At 70.4% G+C, this 20,435-nt stretch carries 18 protein-coding genes and 1 tRNA gene; 17 read left to right on the top strand and 2 right to left on the bottom strand.

Features of this window, described 5'->3' with window-relative positions; all coding sequences use genetic code 11:
* The first annotated feature begins 22 nt into the window (after positions 1-22).
* From ACH4TV_RS07530 to ACH4TV_RS07480, 11 genes are all read left to right on the top strand, one after another.
* Positions 23-319 carry a DUF3039 domain-containing protein gene (locus ACH4TV_RS07530; RefSeq protein ID WP_398395131.1) on the top strand — a complete coding sequence of 99 codons (297 nt, stop codon included), beginning with the start codon at positions 23-25 and terminating at the stop codon, positions 317-319.
* 235 nt (positions 320-554) lie between these two features.
* On the top strand, positions 555-1,871 hold the full coding sequence (locus tag ACH4TV_RS07525) for an extracellular solute-binding protein (protein WP_398395129.1): 1,317 nt from the start codon (positions 555-557) through the stop codon (positions 1,869-1,871).
* A 32-nt stretch (positions 1,872-1,903) separates the two neighbouring features.
* A complete protein-coding gene (locus tag ACH4TV_RS07520; RefSeq protein ID WP_398395127.1) occupies positions 1,904-2,854 on the top strand; it encodes a carbohydrate ABC transporter permease in 951 nt (316 codons plus the stop codon).
* Complete coding sequence (locus ACH4TV_RS07515; RefSeq protein ID WP_398395125.1) at positions 2,854-3,732, top strand: carbohydrate ABC transporter permease; 879 nt, start codon at positions 2,854-2,856, stop codon at positions 3,730-3,732. The genes ACH4TV_RS07520 and ACH4TV_RS07515 overlap by 1 nt, the downstream gene beginning before the upstream one ends.
* A 10-nt stretch (positions 3,733-3,742) precedes the next feature.
* Entirely contained in the window at positions 3,743-5,383 is a 1,641-nt protein-coding gene (locus ACH4TV_RS07510) for a beta-N-acetylhexosaminidase (protein WP_398395416.1), read from the top strand.
* Between the two features lie 281 nt (positions 5,384-5,664).
* Positions 5,665-6,558, top strand: a complete 894-nt coding sequence (locus ACH4TV_RS07505; RefSeq protein WP_398395123.1) for an FAD binding domain-containing protein — start codon at positions 5,665-5,667, stop codon at positions 6,556-6,558.
* On the top strand, positions 6,555-8,285 hold the full coding sequence (locus ACH4TV_RS07500; protein WP_398395121.1) for a 2Fe-2S iron-sulfur cluster-binding protein: 1,731 nt from the start codon (positions 6,555-6,557) through the stop codon (positions 8,283-8,285). The genes ACH4TV_RS07505 and ACH4TV_RS07500 overlap by 4 nt, the downstream gene beginning before the upstream one ends.
* Entirely contained in the window at positions 8,282-10,591 is a 2,310-nt protein-coding gene (locus ACH4TV_RS07495) for a xanthine dehydrogenase family protein molybdopterin-binding subunit (protein WP_398395119.1), read from the top strand. Before ACH4TV_RS07500 ends, ACH4TV_RS07495 begins: the two co-directional genes overlap by 4 nt.
* On the top strand, positions 10,588-10,731 hold the full coding sequence (locus ACH4TV_RS07490) for a hypothetical protein (RefSeq protein WP_398395117.1): 144 nt from the start codon (positions 10,588-10,590) through the stop codon (positions 10,729-10,731). The genes ACH4TV_RS07495 and ACH4TV_RS07490 overlap by 4 nt, the downstream gene beginning before the upstream one ends.
* A 161-nt stretch (positions 10,732-10,892) precedes the next feature.
* A complete protein-coding gene (locus tag ACH4TV_RS07485) occupies positions 10,893-11,702 on the top strand; it encodes an SUKH-4 family immunity protein (protein WP_398395115.1) in 810 nt (269 codons plus the stop codon).
* A 75-nt stretch (positions 11,703-11,777) separates the two neighbouring features.
* Positions 11,778-12,185 (top strand): hypothetical protein, encoded by a 408-nt coding sequence (locus ACH4TV_RS07480; RefSeq protein ID WP_398395113.1) that lies wholly within the window; start codon positions 11,778-11,780, stop codon positions 12,183-12,185.
* A 106-nt stretch (positions 12,186-12,291) separates the two neighbouring features.
* Here the strand turns inward: ACH4TV_RS07480 and ACH4TV_RS07475 are convergent.
* Positions 12,292-12,366: transfer RNA gene (locus ACH4TV_RS07475), tRNA-Cys, on the bottom strand.
* Positions 12,367-12,575: 209 nt separating this feature from the next.
* On the opposite strand from ACH4TV_RS07475, the gene ACH4TV_RS07470 reads away from it, so the two are divergent.
* From ACH4TV_RS07470 to ACH4TV_RS07445, 6 genes are all read left to right on the top strand, one after another.
* Positions 12,576-14,042 (top strand): MFS transporter, encoded by a 1,467-nt coding sequence (locus tag ACH4TV_RS07470; protein ID WP_398395111.1) that lies wholly within the window; start codon positions 12,576-12,578, stop codon positions 14,040-14,042.
* A gap of 32 nt (positions 14,043-14,074) precedes the next feature.
* Positions 14,075-14,272, top strand: a complete 198-nt coding sequence (locus ACH4TV_RS07465) for a hypothetical protein (protein ID WP_398395109.1) — start codon at positions 14,075-14,077, stop codon at positions 14,270-14,272.
* Complete coding sequence (locus ACH4TV_RS07460; RefSeq protein ID WP_398395107.1) at positions 14,272-14,640, top strand: type II toxin-antitoxin system death-on-curing family toxin; 369 nt, start codon at positions 14,272-14,274, stop codon at positions 14,638-14,640. The genes ACH4TV_RS07465 and ACH4TV_RS07460 overlap by 1 nt, the downstream gene beginning before the upstream one ends.
* 164 nt (positions 14,641-14,804) lie before the next feature.
* Positions 14,805-16,604, top strand: a complete 1,800-nt coding sequence (locus ACH4TV_RS07455; protein WP_398395105.1) for a DEAD/DEAH box helicase — start codon at positions 14,805-14,807, stop codon at positions 16,602-16,604.
* 321 nt (positions 16,605-16,925) lie between these two features.
* Positions 16,926-17,567: an IclR family transcriptional regulator gene (locus ACH4TV_RS07450; RefSeq protein ID WP_105974336.1), complete on the top strand. Its 642-nt coding sequence runs from the start codon at positions 16,926-16,928 to the stop codon at positions 17,565-17,567.
* 72 nt (positions 17,568-17,639) lie between these two features.
* On the top strand, positions 17,640-18,431 hold the full coding sequence (locus ACH4TV_RS07445; protein WP_398395103.1) for a S16 family serine protease: 792 nt from the start codon (positions 17,640-17,642) through the stop codon (positions 18,429-18,431).
* A gap of 161 nt (positions 18,432-18,592) precedes the next feature.
* Here ACH4TV_RS07445 and ACH4TV_RS07440 read toward each other — a convergent pair whose 3' ends face one another.
* Positions 18,593-20,398, bottom strand: a complete 1,806-nt coding sequence (locus ACH4TV_RS07440) for an RICIN domain-containing protein (RefSeq protein ID WP_398395101.1) — start codon at positions 20,396-20,398, stop codon at positions 18,593-18,595.
* Positions 20,399-20,435: the final 37 nt, after the last annotated feature.

Here is a 20,435-nt window from a genome sequence, read left to right as displayed (position 1 = left end):
AGCTTCAGTACCCTTGGCGGTTATGAGCACTCTTGAGCCTGAGACCCAGCCCCAGCGCGGGACTGGTACGGGGACCCTCGTCGAACCGGCGCCGCAGACCTCGCACGGCGACGGCGACCACGAGCGCTTCGCCCACTACGTCCAGAAGGACAAGATCATGGCGAGCGCCCTCGACGGGACTCCCGTCGTGGCGCTGTGCGGCAAGGTCTGGGTACCGGGCCGCGACCCGAAGAAATACCCGGTGTGTCCCATGTGCAAGGAGATCTACGAGTCCATGGGCGCCGGCGGCGACGAGGGCAAGGGCGACGGCAAGAAGTAGGCCCGTGTGAGCCGGTCGTCCGGTTGAGCAAGGTCCTCCGGGTGCGTTTTGACGCGCCCTGGGGACCTTTGCGCGCTCTAGCGTTGCACAGGGTGCGTCGGCCGGTCACAGAGTGGTGGAGACGTGGTCAAGACCTCTTGTGGCCATGTCCCTGTAGTCCATAACCTCCGTGGTGTTGTGCAGAGCGAAACGTCCATTGCGTATGTTGCAACGCTTTCACCGGAGGAAACGCCAGATGAAGCTCCCTGTCCGATCTGCCCGACTGGTCGCCTCCGTGGCCGCTCTGGCTCTCGCCGGGCTCACCGCCACCGCTTGTGCCCCCGAGACCTCCGACAACTCCTCCTCCGGCCAGGACGAGCAGACCGGCACGTTGCGCGTCTGGCTCTTCCAGGAGGTCGGCAACACCCCCAAGGAGAAGGTCGTCACGTCGGTCGTCGACGCCTTCGAGAAGTCCCACAAGGGCGCCGACGTCAAGGTCGAGTACATACCCGTCGAGACCCGTGCCCAGCGCATCAAGGCCGCCTTCAACGACCCGAAGAGCGCCCCCGACGTCATCGAGTACGGCAACACGGACACCGCCGGTTACGTCCACGACGGCGGACTCCTCGACGTCAGCAAGGAGTTCGCGGCCTGGGACGAGGCGGCGGACACCGACCCGACCGCCCGTCAGTCCGTCACCGTCGACGGCAAGGTCTACGGCGCCCCCTTCTTCGTGGGCGTCCGGGCCCTCTACTACCGCACCGACATCTTCAAGGAACTCGGCCTCGAAGTCCCCAAGACCATGGCCGAGTTGACGGACACCGCCCACGAGATCCGCGCGGCCAAGCCCGACCTGTACGGGCTCGTGGTCGGCGGCGCCTTCACCTACGGCGCGATGCCCTTCGTCTGGGCCAACGGCGGCGAACTCGCCACCGGGCGGGGCGGTTCGTACGCCTCCGCCATCGACACCGCCGCCTCCCAGAAGGGCATCAAGGCCTACACCTCCCTCTTCGGCGACGACAACTGCCCCGCCGCCAAGTGCGCGGGCATGGGCGGCAACGACACGATCACCGCCTTCGCCGCGGGCAAGGCCGGTATGGCGATCGGCGGCGACTTCAACCACGCGGCGGTCGAGGCCGGGAAGGTGAAGGGCGACTACGCGGTCGTCCCGCTGCCCGGTGTCGAGGCCGGCTCGGTGGCACCGGCGTTCGCGGGCGGGAACAACCTCGGTGTGCTGAACAGCACTTCGCACCGCACGCTCGCCGTAGACCTCATGGAACAGCTCGCCTCGAAGCAGACACAGACCCAGCTCTTCGACGCCATGGGCTTCCTGCCGACGTTCAGCGACGTGCGTTCCGTCGTCGCCAAGAAGCAGCCGTATGTCGCGCCCTTCGTCGAGACCCTCGCCGCGGGCACCAAGTTCGTGCCGGCGTCGCCCGCGTGGGCCCAGATCGACTCCTCGCTGGTCCTGCCGACGATGCTTCAGGAGATCGTCAGCGGCAAGAAGGATGTCGCGGCGGCTTCTACGGAGGCGGCGAAGAAGATGGACGCGGCGTTTGGCAGCCTCGGGTGACGGCGCCTTCCCGGGTGGGGGGTGCGGATCGTGTGCGGGTGCGGGTGGGTGGGGGTTTGTCGCGCCCACGCGGCGGTAGCCGCAAATCCAGAACAGCCCCGCGCCCCTTTCGTCGGTCCAGTGCCCCTTGGTTGTATCTCGCCCCTGCTCTTGTCGTCCTTGGGGGGTTGCTCCTTTACCCCATTTATCAGCTCGGGTTGATCTCGTTCTTCGAGTACACGCAGGCGCAGGTCAGTGGTGGTAAGCCGACCACCTTTGAGGGGCTCGCCAACTATCGGGAGATCTTCTCCGACCGGCAGTTCTGGCAGGTGCTGCTGGCGACGGTCGTCTTTGCGGCGGCCTGTGTGGTGTCCACGCTCGGGGTCGGCTGTGCGCTCGCCGTTCTGCTGACTCGTGTCCGTGCCCTGCCCCGGCTGGCGTTGATGCTGGCGGCGCTCGGCGCGTGGGCGACTCCCGCGGTCACCGGGTCCACGGTCTGGCTGCTCCTCTTCGACCCCGACTTCGGGCCGGTCAACCGGGTACTGGGCCTGGGCGACCACTCATGGACGTACGGCCGGCTGAGCGCCTTCCTCCTCGTCCTGCTCGAAGTGGTGTGGTGCTCCTTCCCGTTCGTGATGGTCACGGTGTACGCGGGCATCCGCGCCGTCCCGTCCGAGGTGCTGGAGGCCGCGGCCCTGGACGGTGCCTCCCAACTGCGCATCTGGCGCTCGGTGCTGGCGCCGATGCTCCGGCCGATCCTGGTGGTCGTCACCATCCAGTCGGTCATCTGGGACTTCAAGGTCTTCACCCAGATCTACGTGATGACGAACGGGGGCGGCATCGCCGGCCAGAACCTCACCCTCAACGTGTACGCCTACCAACAGGCCTTCGCCTCCTCCCAGTACAGCCTCGGCTCGGCGATCGGGATCGTGATGCTGCTGATCCTGCTGGCCGTGACGCTCGTGTACCTGCGGTTGCTGCGCAGGCAGGGGGAGGAGCTGTGATGTCCGGCAACGTTGTCGAAGGTGGCCGAGGCGTCCGAGGGCTTCAGCGCTTCGTACGGCGGCCCTGGCGGCTGGCCGCCGAGGTGTCGGCGCTGCTGATCGCGGCCGTCGTCGCCTTCCCCCTCTACTGGATGGTGCTCAGCGCCTTCAAACCGGCCGGTGAGATCGAGTCGACCGAGCCGAGGCCCTGGACGCTGGACCCCTCCCTGGACTCCTTCCGGCGCGTCTTCGGGCAGCAGGAATTCGGCCGGTACTTTCTCAACAGCCTTGTGGTCGCCTGCTCGGTGGTCGTCGTCTCGGCGCTGATCGCGTTTCTCGCGGCGACCGCCGTGACCCGATTCCGGTTCCGTTTCCGGACCACCCTGCTGATCATGTTCCTGGTGGCCCAGATGGTGCCCGTGGAGGCGCTCACGATCCCGCTGTTCTTCCTCATGCGGGACTTCGGGCAGCTGAACACGCTGGGCGCCCTGATCCTGCCGCACATCGCCTTCTCGCTGCCCTTCGCGATCTGGATGCTGCGGGGCTTTGTGAAGGCCGTTCCGGAGGCGCTGGAGGAGGCCGCCTACATCGACGGGGCGAGCCGGTCGCGATTCCTGTGGCAGATCCTTTTCCCGCTGGTCTTCCCGGGGTTGGTGGCCACGAGCGTGTTCTCCTTCATCTCGGCCTGGAACGACTTCCTGTTCGCCAAGTCGTTCATCATCAGCGACACCTCCCAGTCGACGCTGCCGATGGCCCTGCTGGTCTTCTACAAGCCCGACGACCCGGACTGGGGCGGCGTGATGGCGGCCTCCACGGTGATGACGATTCCGGTGCTGGTGTTCTTCGTACTCGTACAGCGCCGACTGGTGTCGGGGCTCGGTGGAGCGGTAAAGGACTGACGTGACTGAGGTGGCTGACGTGAGTTCGACGACGGATGTGATTCCGGCGCCGCGGGCCGTGGAGGGTCCCATGCGCTGTGCTGTCGTGCTCGACCAGGACACCGCCCTGTGGGCGGCTCCCGGTACGGGCACCACGGAACGCTGGCTGCGCTCCACCCTCGGTCCGGCGCTCGGACTGCCGCTGCCGCCCGGGCCGCAGGAGAGCCGCAACTCTGTACGGCTGCGCCTCGACGACACCCTGGAACCGGAGGGGTACCGGCTCGACGTCATCATCAACCGGGGTGTCGAGATCCGGGGCGGCAGCGCTGCCGGAGTCTTCTGGGGGGCGCAGACGCTGCGTCAGCTGCTCGGTCCCGACGCCTTCCGGCGGGCTCCCGTACGGCCCGGCGTCACCCACGCAATCCCGCACCAGAGCATCGAGGACAGCCCTCGATTCCGCTGGCGCGGCCTCATGCTCGACGTGGCCCGGCACTTCATGCCCAAGGACGGCGTCCTGCGTTACCTGGACCTGATGGCCGCCCACAAACTCAACGTCTTCCACTTCCACTTGACGGACGACCAGGGCTGGCGCGTCGAGATCGAGCGGTACCCGAAGCTGACCGAGGTCGGTTCTTGGCGTGCACGCACCAAATTCGGCCACCGTGCCTCACCGCTCTGGGAGGAGAAGCCGCACGGGGGCTTCTACACCCAGGACGACATCCGCGAGATCGTCGCCTACGCCGCCGAGCGGCATATCAGCGTGGTCCCCGAAATCGACGTACCGGGGCACTCGCAGGCCGCCATCGCCGCGTATCCGGAACTCGGCAACACAGACGTCATCGACACGACCTCCCTCTCCGTCTGGGACACCTGGGGCATCAACAAAAACGTACTCGCCCCCACTGACAACACCCTGCGCTTCTACGAGGGCGTCTTCGAGGAAGTCCTCGGGCTGTTCCCGGGGGAGTTCATTCACGTCGGTGGCGACGAGTGTGCGAAGGAGCAGTGGCGGGAGTCGCCCACCGCTCAGGCCCGCATCAGGGAACTCGGGGTCGGCGACGAGGACGGGCTCCAGTCGTGGTTCATCGGGCACTTCGACAAGTGGCTCGCCGCGCGCGGGCGCCGGCTCATCGGCTGGGACGAGATCCTGGAGGGCGGACTCGCCCCCGGTGCGGCCGTGTCCTCGTGGCGCGGATACGCGGGCGGCATCACGGCCGCGCGCGCGGGTCACGACGTCGTCATGTGCCCCGAGCAGCAGGTGTACTTGGACCACCGTCAGCACGACGGTGCCGACGAACCCGTCCCTATCGGGTACGTCCGCACCCTTGAGGATGTCTTTCGCTTCGAGCCGGTTCCACCGGAGTTGGGCCCCGAGGAGGCGCGGCACGTCCTCGGCACCCAGGCCAACCTGTGGACCGAGGTGATGGAGGACGCCGGGCGCGTGGACTACCAGGCCTTCCCGCGCCTGGCCGCCTTCGCGGAGGTCGCCTGGAGTGCCCTGCCGGCGTCCGCCGAACGGGACTTCGCCGGCTTCGAACGCCGGATGACCGCCCATTACCGGCGACTTGACGCCCTCGGCGTCAGCTATCGGCCGCCCGCGGGACCACGTCCGTGGCAGCAGCGGCCGGGAGTTGCCGGACGCCCGATCGAGGGATCGCCCCCGAACGTGTGAGACGGCCCGGGAAGCGGCGTGTCCTTGCGCGCATGCCCCGGAACTCTGCCCCCACGAGGAAAAACGCACACAAGAGTTACCGAAGAGTGTCAAACGGAAGTGATCGGCGATGCCGTGCGAAAACGGACCATCCCCCTGGTGAGAGGGGCGAATGCCTCCTAGCGGACCCCTGCGTTCGGGTCTCGCGAGAATGTGCCAGAGTTGCCACGTCCGCCCTGTCAGCACGTACCGTACGGCAACACAGGTGGGACCAGGTGGGGCAGCGGGAAGGGGCAGCCGGTTTGACCACGCACGCACCGCAGGCGGCGCAGGCCGTGACGCTGCCCGCCTCGCTGGACGAGGCCGTCGCGGCGCTCGCCGCCATGCCGGCCGCCGTACCCGTGGCGGGCGGCACCGATCTCATGGCCACCGTCAACTCCGGGCAGCTCAGGCCCGCCGCGCTCGTCGGCCTCGGCCGGATCAGCGAGATCCGCGGCTGGCAGTACCAGGACGGCCACGCCCTGCTCGGCGCCGGCCTCACCCACGCGCGGATGGGCCGCCCCGACTTCGCCGCCCTGATCCCGGCCCTGGCCGCCTCCGCGCGTGCCGCGGGCCCGCCGCAGATCCGCAACGCCGGCACCCTGGGCGGCAACATCGCCACGGCCGCCCCCACCGGGGACGCGCTTCCCGTGCTGGCCGCCCTGGAGGCGACGCTGATCATCGCGGGCCCCGGTGGCGCCCGCCGCGAGATCCCGGTGTCGCACCTGCTGGCCGGCGTGGAACTGCTGCGCGCCGGTGAACTCATCGGCTTCGTGCGCGTGCCCCTGCTGCACGCGCCCCAGGTCTTCCTGAAGGCCACCGGACGGACCGGCCCCGGGCGCGCCCTCGCGTCCGTCGCCCTCGTCCTCGACCCCGCCCGGCGCGGAGTGAGGTGCGCCGTCGGTGCCATAGCGCCGATGCCGCTGCGCCCCCTGGACGCCGAGCAGTGGGTCGCCCGGCTCATCGACTGGGACAACAACCGCACGATCGTCCCGGAGGCACTGGGTGCCTTCGGGGAGTACGTCGCGGCGGCCTGCATCCCCGATCCGGCCCCTGAGGTGGACGGCTCCGTAACACCGCTTCCGCCCGCCGTACTGCACCTGCGGCGCACCGTCGCCGCACTGGCCCGACGAGCACTGGGGAGGGCACTTTCGTGACCGACGACCAGTACAGCGACGACCAGTACGGCGACCGGCGCGGGGGGCCACCCGACGACCCGGGCGCCGAGGGCGCCCCCCGTGGCGGAGGCCGCTGGGACCCGCTGCCCCAGGGTGACTACGACGACGGTGCCACCGCCTTCGTGAAGCTCCCCGAAGGGGGCATCGACGCGCTCCTGGCCTCCGTAGACAGCCCGCTGGCCGCGCCCGGACACGGGTACGTGCCCCCGCAGATAGCGGCAGCGCCGGGCCCGGAGGGCGAGATCCAGGGCGCGCCGGACGTCTGGGGGCCGCCGTCCGCGCCTCCCGGCGGCGCCCACTGGCCGGACCCGAACGCGGGACGCCAGGAGGCCCCGCAGTACGACGGGTTCACCTACGAGCAGAGCTCCACGGGACAGTGGAACTTCGACCAGCGAACCGGCGCCCCGGAGGCCGTGGCCCCGGAGGCCCCGGGCCGCGAGGTGACCGGGGAGTGGCGGATTCCCGTCGCCGGGGGTGACATCCCGGACGAATCCGGCGAGTTCAGTACGTCGGCCCTGGTCGAGCAGTGGGGCGGCACCCCGCCCGCCACGCTTCCCGGCGGCGCGCCCGCGCCCTGGGCGACGGAGGGGGCGGGCCAGTCCTGGGCGCCCGGACCCGAGCCGGAGCCCGCCCCGGAGCCAGGCGGAACGATGGGCGCGGGAACGACGTACGCGCCCGAAACCGCGCACGAAACGGGCGGCGCCGGTCGCACGGCCGACGGGATCGGTCACCCGGGCGACGACTCCGGTCACCCGGCAGCCGAAGCCGGTCACGTGGCCGCCGACGAGGACCAAGACCCCGCCGACCCCGCGCACGACCCCGCCGAAGGCCCTGACGGCCCCGCTGACGCCACCGCGGAGCCCGACCCGGCCACCGGCCCGGAAACCTCGCCGGAGGCCGCTGAGCAGCCTGTGGAGGGCGACGCGGGCGAGCCGGACGCGGACACCGAGGCACCCGGTGCCGCGGCGACCGAGGAGGCGCCCGGAGCGGCCGACGAGTCCGACCGGACCGACGACACCCCGGGCGTGCCCGGCGAGGAACACCCCCTCGCCTCCTACGTCCTGCGCGTCAACGGCTCCGACCGGCCCGTCACCGACGCCTGGATCGGCGAGTCGCTGCTCTACGTCCTGCGCGAACGGCTCGGCCTCGCCGGCGCCAAGGACGGCTGCTCCCAGGGCGAGTGCGGGGCCTGCAACGTCCAGGTGGACGGGCGGCTCGTCGCCTCCTGCCTGGTGCCCGCGGTCACCGCCGCCGGCAGCGAGGTGCGCACCGTGGAGGGCCTGGCCGCCGACGGACAGCCCTCGGACGTGCAGCGGGCGCTCGCCAAGTGCGGTGCGGTGCAGTGCGGTTTCTGCGTCCCCGGGATGGCGATGACCGTGCACGACCTCCTGGAGGGCAACCCCGCCCCGACCGACCTGGAGACACGCCAGGCCCTGTGCGGCAACCTGTGCCGCTGCTCCGGCTATCGGGGCGTCCTGGAGGCGGTCCGCGAGGTCGTCGCCGAGCGCGAGGCGCACGCCGCCGACGCCGACGCGGAGGACGGCGAGGCACGCATCCCGCACCAGGCCGGACCGGGCGCGGGCGGGGTCAACCCCTCCGCGTTCGACGCCCCGGGCTTCGAGCCCGCCCGCAACCACGACTCGCACGCCCATGACCAGGCGCACGCGAACGACCCGGCGTACGGCCAGGACGGAGGCCAGACGTGAGCAACGAAGCCGCCACCGCGACCACGGCCGCGGAGGCCGCCCCCGACGCGGAGGCACTCCCGCACGGCCTCGGCGTGTCGCTGCCGCCCGCCGACGCGCGCGCCAAGACGGAGGGCACGTTCCCGTACGCGGCCGACCTGTGGGCCGAGGGCCTGCTGTGGGCCGCCGTACTGAGATCACCGCACCCGCACGCGCGCATCCTCTCCATCGACACCGCCCACGCGCGTGAGATGCCCGGCGTACGGGCCGTCGTCACACACGAGGACGTGCCCGGCGTGGCGCTGCACGGGCGTGGCCGGGCCGACCGCCCGATGTTCGCCTCCGACGTCGTACGCCACCACGGGGAGCCCATCGCCGCGGTCGCCGCCGACCACCCGGACACCGCGCGCATGGCAGCGGCGGCGATCACCGTCGAGTACGAAGTACTCGACCCGGTGACCGACCCCGAGCAGGCCTTCGAGGCCGAACCGCTGCACCCCGACGGCAACCTGATCCGGCACATCCCGCTGCGCCACGGCGACCCGGAGGCGGCCGGCGAGATCGTCGTCGAGGGCCTCTACCGGATCGGCCGCCAGGACCCGGCCCCCATCGGCGCGGAGGCGGGCCTCGCGGTACCGCGTCCCGACGGCGGCGTGGAGCTGTACCTGGCGTCGACGGACCCGCACGGCGACCGTGACGCGGCTGCCGCCTGCTACGGCCTGGAGCCGGAGCGCGTGAAGGTGGTCGTCACGGGAGTCCCCGGCGCCACCGCCGACCGCGAGGACCAGGGCTTCCAGCTCCCGCTCGGCCTGCTCGCGTTGAAAACGGGCTGCCCGGTGAAACTGACGGCCACCCGTGAGGAGTCCTTCCTCGGCCACGTCCACCGCCACCCCACCCTCCTCCGCTACCGCCACCACGCGGACACCGACGGCAAGCTGGTGAAGGTCGAGGCGCAGATCCTGCTCGACGCGGGCGCGTACGCGGACACGTCGTCCGAGGCCCTCGCGGCGGCTGTCTCCTTCGCCTGCGGCCCCTACGTCGTCCCCAACGCCTTCATCGAGGGCTGGGCGGTCCGCACCAACAACCCCCCCTCCGGCCATGTGCGCGGCGAGGGCGCGATGCAGGTCTGCGCGGCCTACGAGGCCCAGATGGACAAGCTCGCGAAGAAACTCGGCGTCGACCCGGCCGAGCTGCGCCTGCGCAACGCGATGGCCACCGGCGACGTCCTGCCGACCGGCCAGTCCGTGACCTGCCCGGCCCCGGTCGCCGAACTCCTCCAGGCGGTACGGGACTTCCCGCTCCCCGCGCTGCCCAAGGACACCCCCGAGGACGAGTGGCTGCTCCCGGGCGGCCCGGAGGGAGCCGGTGAACCCGGCGCCGTCCGCAGGGGCGTCGGCTACGGCCTGGGCATGGTCCACATGCTCGGCGCCGAGGGCGCCGACGAGGTCTCGACGGCCACCGTCAAGGTCCACGACGGCATCGCCACGGTCCTGTGCGCGGCCGTGGAGACAGGCCAGGGCTTCACCACCCTGGCCCGCCAGATCGTCCAGGAGACGCTGGGCATCGACGAGGTCCACGTGGCCCCCGTCGACACCGACCAGCCCCCGGCCGGACCGGGCGCCCGCGGCCGCCACACCTGGGTGTCGGGCGGCGCGGTGGAACGCGCGGCGAAGATGGTCCGCACCCAGCTCCTCCAGCCCCTGGCGCACAAGTTCGGCATGTCCACGGAGCTCCTCCAGATCACCGACGGCAAGATCACCTCGTACGACGGTGTCCTGTCGACCACGGTGACGGAGGCGCTGGACGGCAAGGAACTGTGGGCCACCGCCCAGTGCCGCCCCCACCCCACGGAGCCGCTGGACGAGGCGGGCCAGGGCGACGCCTTCGTGGGCCTCGCCTTCTGCGCGATCCGCGCGGTGGTCGACGTCGACATCGAGCTGGGCTCGGTACGGGTGGTGGAGGTCGCGCTCGCCCAGGACGTGGGCCGGGTCCTGAACCCCGCGCAGCTGGCGGCCCGTATCGAGGCGGGCGTCACCCAGGGCGTCGGCATCGCGCTCACGGAGAACCTGCGCTCCGCACGCGGTGTGATCCGCCACCCCGACCTCACGGGCTACGCCCTCCCGACCGCCCTGGACGCCCCGGACATCCGCATCGTCAAGCTGGTCGAGGAACGGGACGTGGTCGCCCCCTTCGGCGCGAAGGCGGCGAGCGCGGTACCGGTGGTGACGTCCCCGGCGGCCATCGCCTCGGCGGTACGGGCGGCGACGGGCCGTCCGGTGAACCGGCTGCCGATCCGCCCGCAGGCGGCTGTGGTGACGGCGACATGACGACTCCGACTCCGGCCCCGACTCCGGAGGAACCGCCTCGCTTCGAACCCGGCCCGACTCCGGGCAAGGTGCTGGCGTGGGTGCTGCTGTTCGTGGTGGCGGCGGTCGTGGTGGTCGCGGGCGGCGTGTACTTCGGCTGAGCGGTGCGTGACTGAACGGCTGAGATCGGGTTTCGTCCCAGGTCAGGGGTCGTTGTCAGTGGTGCCGCGTAGTGTTCTTTGTAGTGGGAGGGCCTGCCGGGCAGCGGACGTTTTCGACGTTGCGCCCGGGGGACCGTGAACAACCATGCGCGGGGGAAACCATGAGCACGACGATCACTCTGACCAGGAACGAGTCGCTGACGCGCGTGGGGCTGCCGGCAGGCAAGGGCATGGTGAGGTTCGGCGCGCTGCGCAGCGCGATTCCGCGGACGGTTCTGGACTCGACGGGCGCGAAGAAGGCTTCGGTTCCGCTCGACGGCGCGATGGGAGAGACGCCCACGACGTACTTCCTGCACGACCGCCCCACCTCGACGGAGGGGCGCCCGGCGGCCCCGTCCCTGGAGGCCCTGCTGCGGTTCGCGGCGGCGACGGAGGAGATGGCCGCGGCGCGCGGTCAACTCGCTTCCCCCGAGGTCCGGTTCGGTTCACAGACCCGGACGGCCCGCCCCGGCACGGGGTCGGGGCTGGCCCTGGAGCTGCCCGCCCGGCTCCTGGAGCGGGAGTTCGGCCACGGCAAGGTGGCCCGCTTCGAGGACGTCGACTTCCCGGCACCGCTCACCCATGAGCCGACCCGCCGCTTCCTGAGCGGCACGGGGCTCCCGGAGGACGGTTTCCTCTTCCAAACGGACACGGACATACCCCTGCCGACGCTCGCGGAGTACTGCGCGGACGAGTACATGGCAGCCGAACTCCCGCAGGGGGCAGGCGACTTGATCCGACTGGGCCGGGTGGGCCGGAGCGCCGAGGACAACAGCCTGGTGCTGGACGGCACAACGGGCGCGATCCTCACGTGGAACGAGCCCGAGGCCAAGCTCTACCCACTGACCGCGGACGTCTCGACCCTCGCCTTCGCCCTGTGGCTCCTGAACCGCGAGAAGACGATCGGCAAGGAGACCGGCGGGGTGCTGTAACTGCGGGGTGCTGCGACTCAGGAGAGCGAATACGCTGGTCGCAGGGGTCGACTTCATTCGACCGAGGAGCCTTCCATGAGGAAGAACAGAAAGGGCGCCTGGCGCGCGACGGGAATCGTCACCGCACTCGCCACGGCTGCCGCGATCGCCTCCGTCACCCCGGTTCAGGCCCAGACCACCGCCGACCTGTCCGCATGGATCACCGACGGCTGGGGCGGCGGAACCGTCACCAGCCAGCCCGCCGGTATCGACTGCCACACGACGGCGTGGGACCCGTACACGACCACCGATCCGCCACCGAACCCGACCGGTGCCTGTACCGCGAGCTTCGAGGTCGGAACGACGGTCACCTTCACCGCGACACCCGACCCGGGGTCCTACCTCAACGACGGCCCGACGCCGAATCCCGTGACCGTCCGAGCCGGCTACAACTTCACGTGGGCGATGTTCTGCCCCGCTGACGGCCTCTGTTCCGCGGGTTAGGGCCGGGTCGGCGAACGGTTGTCCTTGCCAAAAGGGCGACACCCCAGAAGGGGTGCCGCCCTTTCGTTTTCGTTCTGCTCGTTTTCGTTCTGCCTGGTCAAGCGCGTGGAGGCCGTGGCGGGAATCGAACCCGCGTAATTCGCTTTGCAGGCGAATCCCTGAACCACTCGGGCACACGGCCGGGTCTGGAGCGGAGTGGGTCCGTTCCGAACTTGGTGACTTGACCGTATGGGTGAGGCGCGCGGGGGAACAAGGGAACCGGGCGGGCTGCAATAGGACTGCCACACGCCGTTCATGAACCAGGGGTCGGTGGGCGTACGGCCAAGGTCTCGGTTGGGCCCCTCCCTCCGACAGGGGTCAAGGTCGGTGATGACCCTTACGCTGGCCTTCATGACCACCCTGGAACCGGGCGACACCGGCGTCGCCGCCGACCCTGCCGACGCGGAGATCCCTACGGCCGCCGTACCCGACGAGGGAGTGGTGGGGCGGTCCTATCGAGCGCTCAGTATCGGGATCGTCTCCGTCGTGCTGCTGATCGCCTTCGAGGCGACCGCCGTGGGGACGGCGATGCCGGTTGCCGCGCGGGAGCTGGACGGGGTGTCGCTGTACGCGTTCGCGTTCTCCGGGTACTTCACGACCAGCCTCTTCGGCATGGTGCTCGCCGGGCAGTGGTCCGACCGCAGGGGGCCGCTGGGGCCGCTGACCACGGGGATCGCCGCCTTCGCGGCAGGGCTGGTGCTGTCCGGGACCGCCGGGGTCATGTGGCTGTTCATCGCCGGGCGGGCCGTGCAGGGGCTGGGCGGCGGTCTGGTGATCGTTTCCCTGTACGTCGTCGTCGGGCGGGCCTATCCGGATCGGTTGCGGGCCGCGATCATGGCCGCGTTCGCCGCCAGTTGGGTTGTTCCGTCCGTTGTCGGGCCGCTTGCTGCCGGTGCCGTCACCGAACAGCTCGGCTGGCGGTGGGTGTTCGTCGGGATTCCGGTGCTCGTCGTCTTTCCACTGGCCCTCGCGCTGCCCCAGATACGGCGGCTGGCCGGCGGGGCCGTGAAGGAGGGGGAGCGGGACGAACAGGGGGACCGGCGGCGTATTCGGCTTGCCCTCGGGATCTCCCTCGGTGCCGGGCTGCTTCAGTACGCCGCCCAGGATCTGAAGTGGTTCTCGCTCCTACCCGGGCTCCTCGGGGTCTCGCTGCTCGTGCCGGCCGTGCTCGGGCTGCTTCCCCGGGGGACGTATCGGGCCGCGCGCGGGTTGCCGTCCGTCGTCCTGTTGCGTGGGGTCGCCGCGGGGTCCTTCATCGCCGCCGAGTCCTTCATCCCGTTGATGCTGGTCACGCAGCGGGGGCTGTCGCCGACGCTGGCCGGTTTCTCCCTCGCGGCGGGCGGGGTGACCTGGGCGTTCGGGTCGTCCCTGCAGGCGCGGGCGCGGATGGAGCCGTACCGGGAGCGGCTGATGACGTACGGGATGGTGCTGGTCGCCGCCTCGATCGCGGGGGCGCCCGCCGTGTTGATCGACGCGGTGCCGGTGTGGACGCTCGCTGTGGTGTGGGCGTTCGGGTGCTTCGGGATGGGGCTGGTGATCTCCAGTACCAGCGTGCTGCTGCTTCACCTCTCCGCCCCCGAGGAGGCCGGCGCGAACTCCGCCGCCCTGCAGATCTCCGACGGGCTGTCCAACGTGGTGCTGCTGGCGGGTGGGGGTGCGGCCTTCGCCGCGCTGGGCGGGGGGACGGTGGCCCATGCCTCCGCCGCGTCGGGCGGCGGCTCCCATCCGGCCGCCTTCGCCGCCGTGTTCTTGCCGATGGCGGGGGTGGCGTTGGTGGGGGCTTGGGTGACTACGCGGCTGCGGGTGGAATCGCGGTGACACCAGCTGGTACCGCTTAGTACCGTTGCGGCATGGCTGGACTGAACCTGCGGTTTTCGGATGAGGAACTTGACGCGCTGCGCGAGCGTTCGGCAGCGGAGGGGCGCAGCATGCAGGCGTTCGCTCACGACGCGGTGATCGCGGCCGTAAACGAGCATTCGAGGCTGTTCAACGAGGCCGCTGACCACGTACTGAAGGCCAGCGGCGAGTTGAACCGGAGGCTCGCCTGATGCACTACCTGACGCTGCCCGAGTTGCTGAACCTTGCGAAGCGGCTCGGGGCGGACGACGTGCGCGATTTCGGGCTCCTGGACTCTGCCCTCGCGCGCCCTCAGTCGAGTGTGTTCGGGCAGGACGCCTATCCGGACGTCTGGCAGAAGGCCGCGGCGCTGATGGAGTCCAACGCCCGCAACCACGGACTTATCGACGGCAACAAGCGCATCGCCTGGTATGCGACCTGGGTCTTCCTGCACATGAACGGGCATCCGCTGGACGCGGAGTTCGACGTGGACGAGGACGAGGCGTTCGTCTTCGACGTCTGCCAAGGTGCCCTGGATGTGCCGAAGATCGCCGCTCAGCTGCCGCGCTTCGCGCGCTGACCCTCACGGCCTCTGTGAGCTGAGTCGCATCCCCGGCTCCCCCCGCGTCGTACGCACGTTGACAGCACCGGGCCGCCGGTAGGGTGGCCCGGTTGTCATACGTAGCCCCAGCCGTCGCTGTGGTTGCAACCGCCGCAGAGCCGCCCGACCCACCACCGGAGACCGTGACTACCACCGCCACGACTGCCGCCTCGAACCATCACCTCTCACCCGCCTTCCCGGGCCGTGCCCCCTGGGGTACCGCCAGCAAGCTGCGCGCCTGGCAGCAGAAGGCGATGGAGAGGTACCTCCAGGAGCAACCGCGCGACTTTCTCGCGGTCGCCACCCCTGGCGCCGGCAAGACGACGTTCGCGCTGACTCTCGCCTCCTGGCTGCTGCACCACCATGTCGTGCAGCAGGTGACCGTGGTCGCGCCCACCGAGCATCTGAAGAAGCAGTGGGCCGAGGCGGCGGCGCGGATAGGGATCAAGCTCGATCCCGAGTACAGCGCCGGGCCGGTCAGCAAGGAGTACCAGGGCGTCGCCGTGACCTATGCGGGCGTGGGCGTGCGGCCCATGCTGCATCGCAATCGCGTCGAGCAGCGCAAGACGCTCGTCATCCTCGACGAGATCCACCATGCCGGGGACTCCAAGTCCTGGGGCGAGGCCTGTCTTGAGGCCTTCGAGCCCGCGACCCGGCGCCTCGCGCTCACCGGTACGCCGTTCCGTTCCGACACCAACCCCATCCCCTTCGTGGCGTACGAGGAGGGGAACGACGGGATCCGGCGGTCCGCCGCCGACTACACCTACGGCTACGGGAACGCGCTGGCCGACCATGTCGTGCGGCCTGTCATCTTCCTCTCCTACAGCGGGCAGATGCGGTGGCGGACCAAGGCCGGCGACGAGATCGCCGCCCGGCTCGGCGAGCCGATGACCAAGGACGCCGTCTCGCAGGCCTGGCGTACCGCGCTCGATCCGCGCGGCGAGTGGATGCCCAGTGTGCTGCGCGCCGCCGACAAGCGGCTGACCGAGGTGCGGAAAGGCATCCCGGACGCGGGGGCGCTCGTCATCGCCACCGACCAGGAGAAGGCCCGCGCCTACGCCAAGCTGATCCGCGACATCACGGGGACCAAGGCGACCGTCGTCCTCTCCGACGACACCGGGGCCTCCGACCGCATCGATGAGTTCGCCCACAACGACTCCCGCTGGATGGTCGCCGTCCGCATGGTGTCCGAGGGGGTCGACGTGCCCCGGCTGGCTGTCGGGGTCTACGCCACCACCATCTCCACGCCCCTCTTCTTCGCCCAGGCCGTCGGACGTTTCGTGCGCTCCCGGCGGCGCGGCGAGACCGCCTCCGTGTTCCTCCCCACGGTCCCCGACCTCCTCACCTTCGCCAACGAGATGGAGGTCGAGCGCGACCACGCCCTCGACAAGCCCAAGAAAGAGGGCGAGGAGGACCCGTACGCCGAATCCGAGAAGGAGATGGAGGAGGCGAACCGGGAGGAGGACGAGGACACCGGGGAGCAGGAGCAGTTCTCCTTCGAGGCGCTGGAGTCCGACGCCGTCTTCGACCGGGTGCTGTACGACGGTGCCGAGTTCGGCATGCAGGCGCACCCGGGGAGCGAGGAGGAGCAGGACTACCTCGGGATTCCGGGGCTGCTGGAGCCTGACCAGGTGCAGCTGCTGCTCCAGAAGCGGCAGGCCCGGCAGATCGCGCACAGCCGTAAGAAGCCCGACGACGAGGCCGATCTCCTCGAACTGCCTGCCGAGCGGCGGCCTGTGGTCTCCCACAAGGAGATGCTGGAGCTGCGCAAGCAGCTCAACACCATGGTCTCGGCCTATACCCATCAGAGCGGCAAGCCGCACGGGGTGATCCACACCGAGCTGCGGCGTGTGTGTGGCGGGCCGCCGAGCGCCGAGGCCACCGCAGGGCAGTTGCGGCAGCGCATCGCCAAGGTGCAGGAGTGGGCCACCCGGATGCGGTGACGGGCGTCACCTGCGTCCGGTGAGGGGGCGTGGGGTGCCGTACACACGCCGTGCATTTCGGGAGGAAGCGCGGCAGTCCGTACCGAGGAGTGACCGGATTCTGGACGTGGCCTTCCGCTGAGCGAACCGCCTTCGCTACTGTCCCCGCAACGCACACGCCCCGTGGCAGCGCCGCCGCGGAGCGCAGTCGTGAAGCGATCGTGTCCGGAACAGCCCGGGCCGCCGCCGACCGGCCGCCTCTGAACGCGCGTCGCCCACGGGACCGGCGACGCATCCGCCGCCAGGGAGCTGCCTACCTCACCACGTGAAGGAGTGGGCGTCGTGACCGCGGAGACCTCCCAGACGCTCGACCGGGGACTACGCGTCCTCAAGCTGCTCGCCGACACCGACCACGGGCTGACCGTCACCGAGCTCTCGACCCGGCTCGGGGTCAACCGGACGGTCGTGTACCGGCTCCTCGCCACCCTCGAACAGCACGCCCTCGTACGCCGTGACCTGGGCGGACGTGCCCGCGTCGGGCTGGGGGTGCTGCGGCTCGGACGGCAGGTGCATCCCCTCGTACGGGAGGCAGCGCTCCCCGCGCTCAGATCGCTGGCCGAGGACATAGGCGCGACCGCCCACCTGACCCTGGTCGACGGGACGGAGGCGCTCGCCGTCGCCGTCGTCGAGCCGACCTGGACCGACTACCACGTGGCCTACCGCGCCGGTTTCCGCCACCCTCTGGAGCGCGGCGCGGCCGGCAAGGCCATCCTCTCCGCCCGGCAGCAGCCCGCCACCGACCCCGGATACACCCTCACGCACGGGGAGCTGGAGGCCGGCGCGAGCGGGGCCGCGGCTCCGCTGATCGGCGTGACGGGCGTCGAGGGGAGCGTGGGGGTCGTCATGCTCGCCGACGCGGTGCCCGAGCGGGTGGGGCCGCGGGTCATGGACGCGGCCCGGGAAGTGTCCGAGGCGCTGCGCTGAGGGTCCCGCCGGGGGAGCGGCGGTAGGACAGCCGCCCCTGGCCGGAATCCGGCCCCACGTTAGATTGACCTCGTGCTCTCTCGCCTCACGCGCCCCCGGGCCGTCGCCGTCTGTGCCCTGCCCGTCGTGGCCCTGCTCGCCACGGCGGCGTTCGCGCCGCTGCCGTTCGCCGTGGCCCAGCCCGGTATGACGGCGAACGTTCTCGGCGCGAACGACGGCGACCCGGTCATCACGATCACCGGCGCGACGACCCGCAAGACGCGCGGCGAGCTGCGGATGACGACCATCGAGGCGACCGGCCCGGCCACCCACGTGCGCCTCGGTGACGTACTCGACGGCTGGTTCCGTACCGACCAGGCCGTGATGCCGCGCGACTCGGTCTACCCGAGCGGCGACAGCACCAAGGAGATCGAGGAGCACAACGCGGCCGAGATGAAGAAGTCCCAGGACACGGCGGCCGAGGCGGCCCTGAAGTACCTGGACGAGGACTCCGGCACAATCAAGGTCACCCTCAAGCTCTCCGACGTCGGCGGGCCCAGCGCGGGTCTTCTCTTCTCCCTCGGCATCGTCGACAAGCTCGACGGCGACGGGAACGGGGGCGACCTGACCGGCGGGCGTTCCATCGCCGGTACGGGGACGATCGACGCGGACGGGACGGTCGGGGCGGTGGGGGGCGTCGCGTTGAAGACGCAGGCCGCTCGGCGTGACGGGGCGACCGTCTTCCTGGTGCCGGAGGCGGAGTGCTCGGACGCGGAGTCGGAGCTTCCGAAGGGGCTGCGGTTGATTCCGGTGACGACGCTCAAGGGTGCGGTGAGTGCGTTGGTGGCGTTGGAGACGGGGCGGGGGTCGGTGCCGAGCTGTTGAGGCTGTTTTCGGCTGCGGGCGGGTGGGGGCTTGTCGCGCCCCGCGGCGGAGCCGCTGATAGATACAGCCCCGCGCCCCTATCGGGGCTCGTTACCGCGCCGGAGTCAGTCCCTTCCGTGTAGACAGCCGCCGAGCCCCCGGCCCCGCCCCCGTCTGTCACCTCACCTGACCAGTTCCCAGTCCTGCGAGCCGTCCGTCGCCGCGGTCTGCAGGGTCAGCGGGGCGCCGTTGGTCGCGCCGGTCAGGTACACGTTCGTGTTCTTGGCCGCCTGCAGTTTGTAGAAGCCGTCGTCGGTCTTGACGAGGTTCCAGCTGCCGGTGGCGCTGTTGTCGACCCACTGGCCGATCTGCTGGCCGACCGTCGCGTTCCCGGTCCAGATGGCCGCCGCGCGTCCGCCCGACTTGTTCAGCAGCGTCGTGCCGCCGTTCGGCGCGGTCACCACGTGCCAGTACTGGGTGTCCGGGTTCGCCGCCGAACCGGGGGCCTCCAGACGGACGTCGGGAACGTCTCCGTTGCCGAGGTTCGCGTCGTTGGTGTGGTTCCCGGTGCCGATCACCTGGTTGGTCTTGCGGTTCACCAACTGGTAGTAGGCGCCCGCCGACTTGCCCAGGTCGACCTCCGCGAACGCGATGACCGAGGTGCCCTGGTTGTTGAGGATCGAGACGCGACCAGTGCCCTCGACGTACTGCAGGTTGCGGCTGTACGCACCCGGCGAGGTCGTCTGGTACTCCTTCCACTGGCCGTTGCTGCGCCCGCTCTCGTTGACCCAGACGCTGCCGCTGTTACTGGCGTTGTAGACCAGCCGCCCACCGGGAAGCTGGATGACGACCGGGCTGCCACCGGTCGCGAGCGGACGCGAACCCGTGTCGACCGGCAGTGAGGTGACGGGGTTGCCCGAGGAGCCGAGGAAGAACTTCAGCGGGTCGTCGGCGAGCACGTACCGCGTGTTGACTCCGCCGCCCCAGTACTCGTACGGGAGAAGCCACTTGCCGTCCGTCGTCCGGACGACGTTCGCCATGCCGGGCCGGCCGCCGCCGATCTCCGTCTTGCCGCCACCCATGGTGTCGGTCAGACCCGCGACGTCGACGACGGGGGCGCTCCACGCCGTCGTACTGCGGCCGTTCCACGTCTTGTGGGCGAGTATCTGGCCGTGCGAGTCCGTGGCGGTGTCGTTCGCGGGGTCCAGGGTCGGAACGCCGGTGACCGGGTCGAAACCGAGGTAGTCGTTCTCGTCGGAGTAGTAGCAGACGAGCTTGCCCTTGTGGACCATCAGGTACGGCTCCCAGAGGGGGTCCACCTGCTTGTTCGTGTTGGCGGCGGCGATGTTCGTCCCGACCGCCCCCGCACTGCCGCCCTGCCAGCCACCCTTCGCGACGACGTTCTCGACCTTCCAGGTCGCGCCGTCATCGGTGCTGGAGTACAGGGCGATCGCGATGTCGCTGCGGTCCCCGTCGTTGGACGGTACCCAGTTCGGGTCGGCCGCCTTGTGCTCCTTGTAGTAGGCGTCGTCGCCCGACACGACGGTCGCCAGGAGCAGCGTGCCCTGCTTCAGGTTCCCGACGTCCTGGGGGAGCGCGTAGAGGTAGGGGTTCGTCCAGTTGCTCTTGTACTTGGCGTACTGGGGATCACTGGAGAGGTACGCGGGAGCCTTGACCTCCGCGAGCGGCTGCCACGAGGTCCCGTCGTCGTCGCTCTTGTAGACCGGGAGGGTCTCCCTGTCGGCGCTGCCCGTCGCCGTCACTACGGTGGCCTTCTCGAACGCCGCGACCAGCCGCCCGCTCGGCAGCTGCGCCGACTTCGGGTAGACCGCGCAGTTGAACCGGCCCTTCAGACACGGTTCGTTGCCGAGCTGGTAGATGATCCCGCCCGTCGGGTTGTACGCCTGCGCGCTGGCCATGGGTACCGCCAGCAGCGCGCCTGCCGCGACAACACTTCCCAGTGCCTTCGCCAACCTTCTTCTCCGCATAACCCCTCCGATTGCCTGCCTGACTCCCACATGACTG

This window comes from Streptomyces sp. NPDC020898 (genome assembly GCF_044333925.1).
Lineage (GTDB): Bacteria > Actinomycetota > Actinomycetes > Streptomycetales > Streptomycetaceae > Streptomyces.
Note: the sequence above shows the minus strand (reverse complement) of the source record. Positions and strands in the feature narration are given on the sequence as shown.

What these genes read in the sequence shown, in the direction of transcription:
- ACH4TV_RS07460 (WP_398395107.1), top strand. Translation starts at nt 14,272, where the DNA reads ATGCACTACCTGACGCTGCCCGAGTTGCTGAACCTTGCGAAGCGGCTC.
- ACH4TV_RS07525 (WP_398395129.1), top strand. Translation starts at nt 555, where the DNA reads ATGAAGCTCCCTGTCCGATCTGCCCGACTGGTCGCCTCCGTGGCCGCT.
- ACH4TV_RS07490 (WP_398395117.1), top strand. Translation starts at nt 10,588, where the DNA reads ATGACGACTCCGACTCCGGCCCCGACTCCGGAGGAACCGCCTCGCTTC.
- ACH4TV_RS07515 (WP_398395125.1), top strand. Translation starts at nt 2,854, where the DNA reads ATGTCCGGCAACGTTGTCGAAGGTGGCCGAGGCGTCCGAGGGCTTCAG.
- ACH4TV_RS07465 (WP_398395109.1), top strand. Translation starts at nt 14,075, where the DNA reads ATGGCTGGACTGAACCTGCGGTTTTCGGATGAGGAACTTGACGCGCTG.
- ACH4TV_RS07480 (WP_398395113.1), top strand. Translation starts at nt 11,778, where the DNA reads ATGAGGAAGAACAGAAAGGGCGCCTGGCGCGCGACGGGAATCGTCACC.
- ACH4TV_RS07470 (WP_398395111.1), top strand. Translation starts at nt 12,576, where the DNA reads ATGACCACCCTGGAACCGGGCGACACCGGCGTCGCCGCCGACCCTGCC.
- ACH4TV_RS07530 (WP_398395131.1), top strand. Translation starts at nt 23, where the DNA reads ATGAGCACTCTTGAGCCTGAGACCCAGCCCCAGCGCGGGACTGGTACG.
- ACH4TV_RS07485 (WP_398395115.1), top strand. Translation starts at nt 10,893, where the DNA reads ATGAGCACGACGATCACTCTGACCAGGAACGAGTCGCTGACGCGCGTG.
- ACH4TV_RS07440 (WP_398395101.1), bottom strand. Translation starts at nt 20,398, where the DNA reads ATGCGGAGAAGAAGGTTGGCGAAGGCACTGGGAAGTGTTGTCGCGGCA.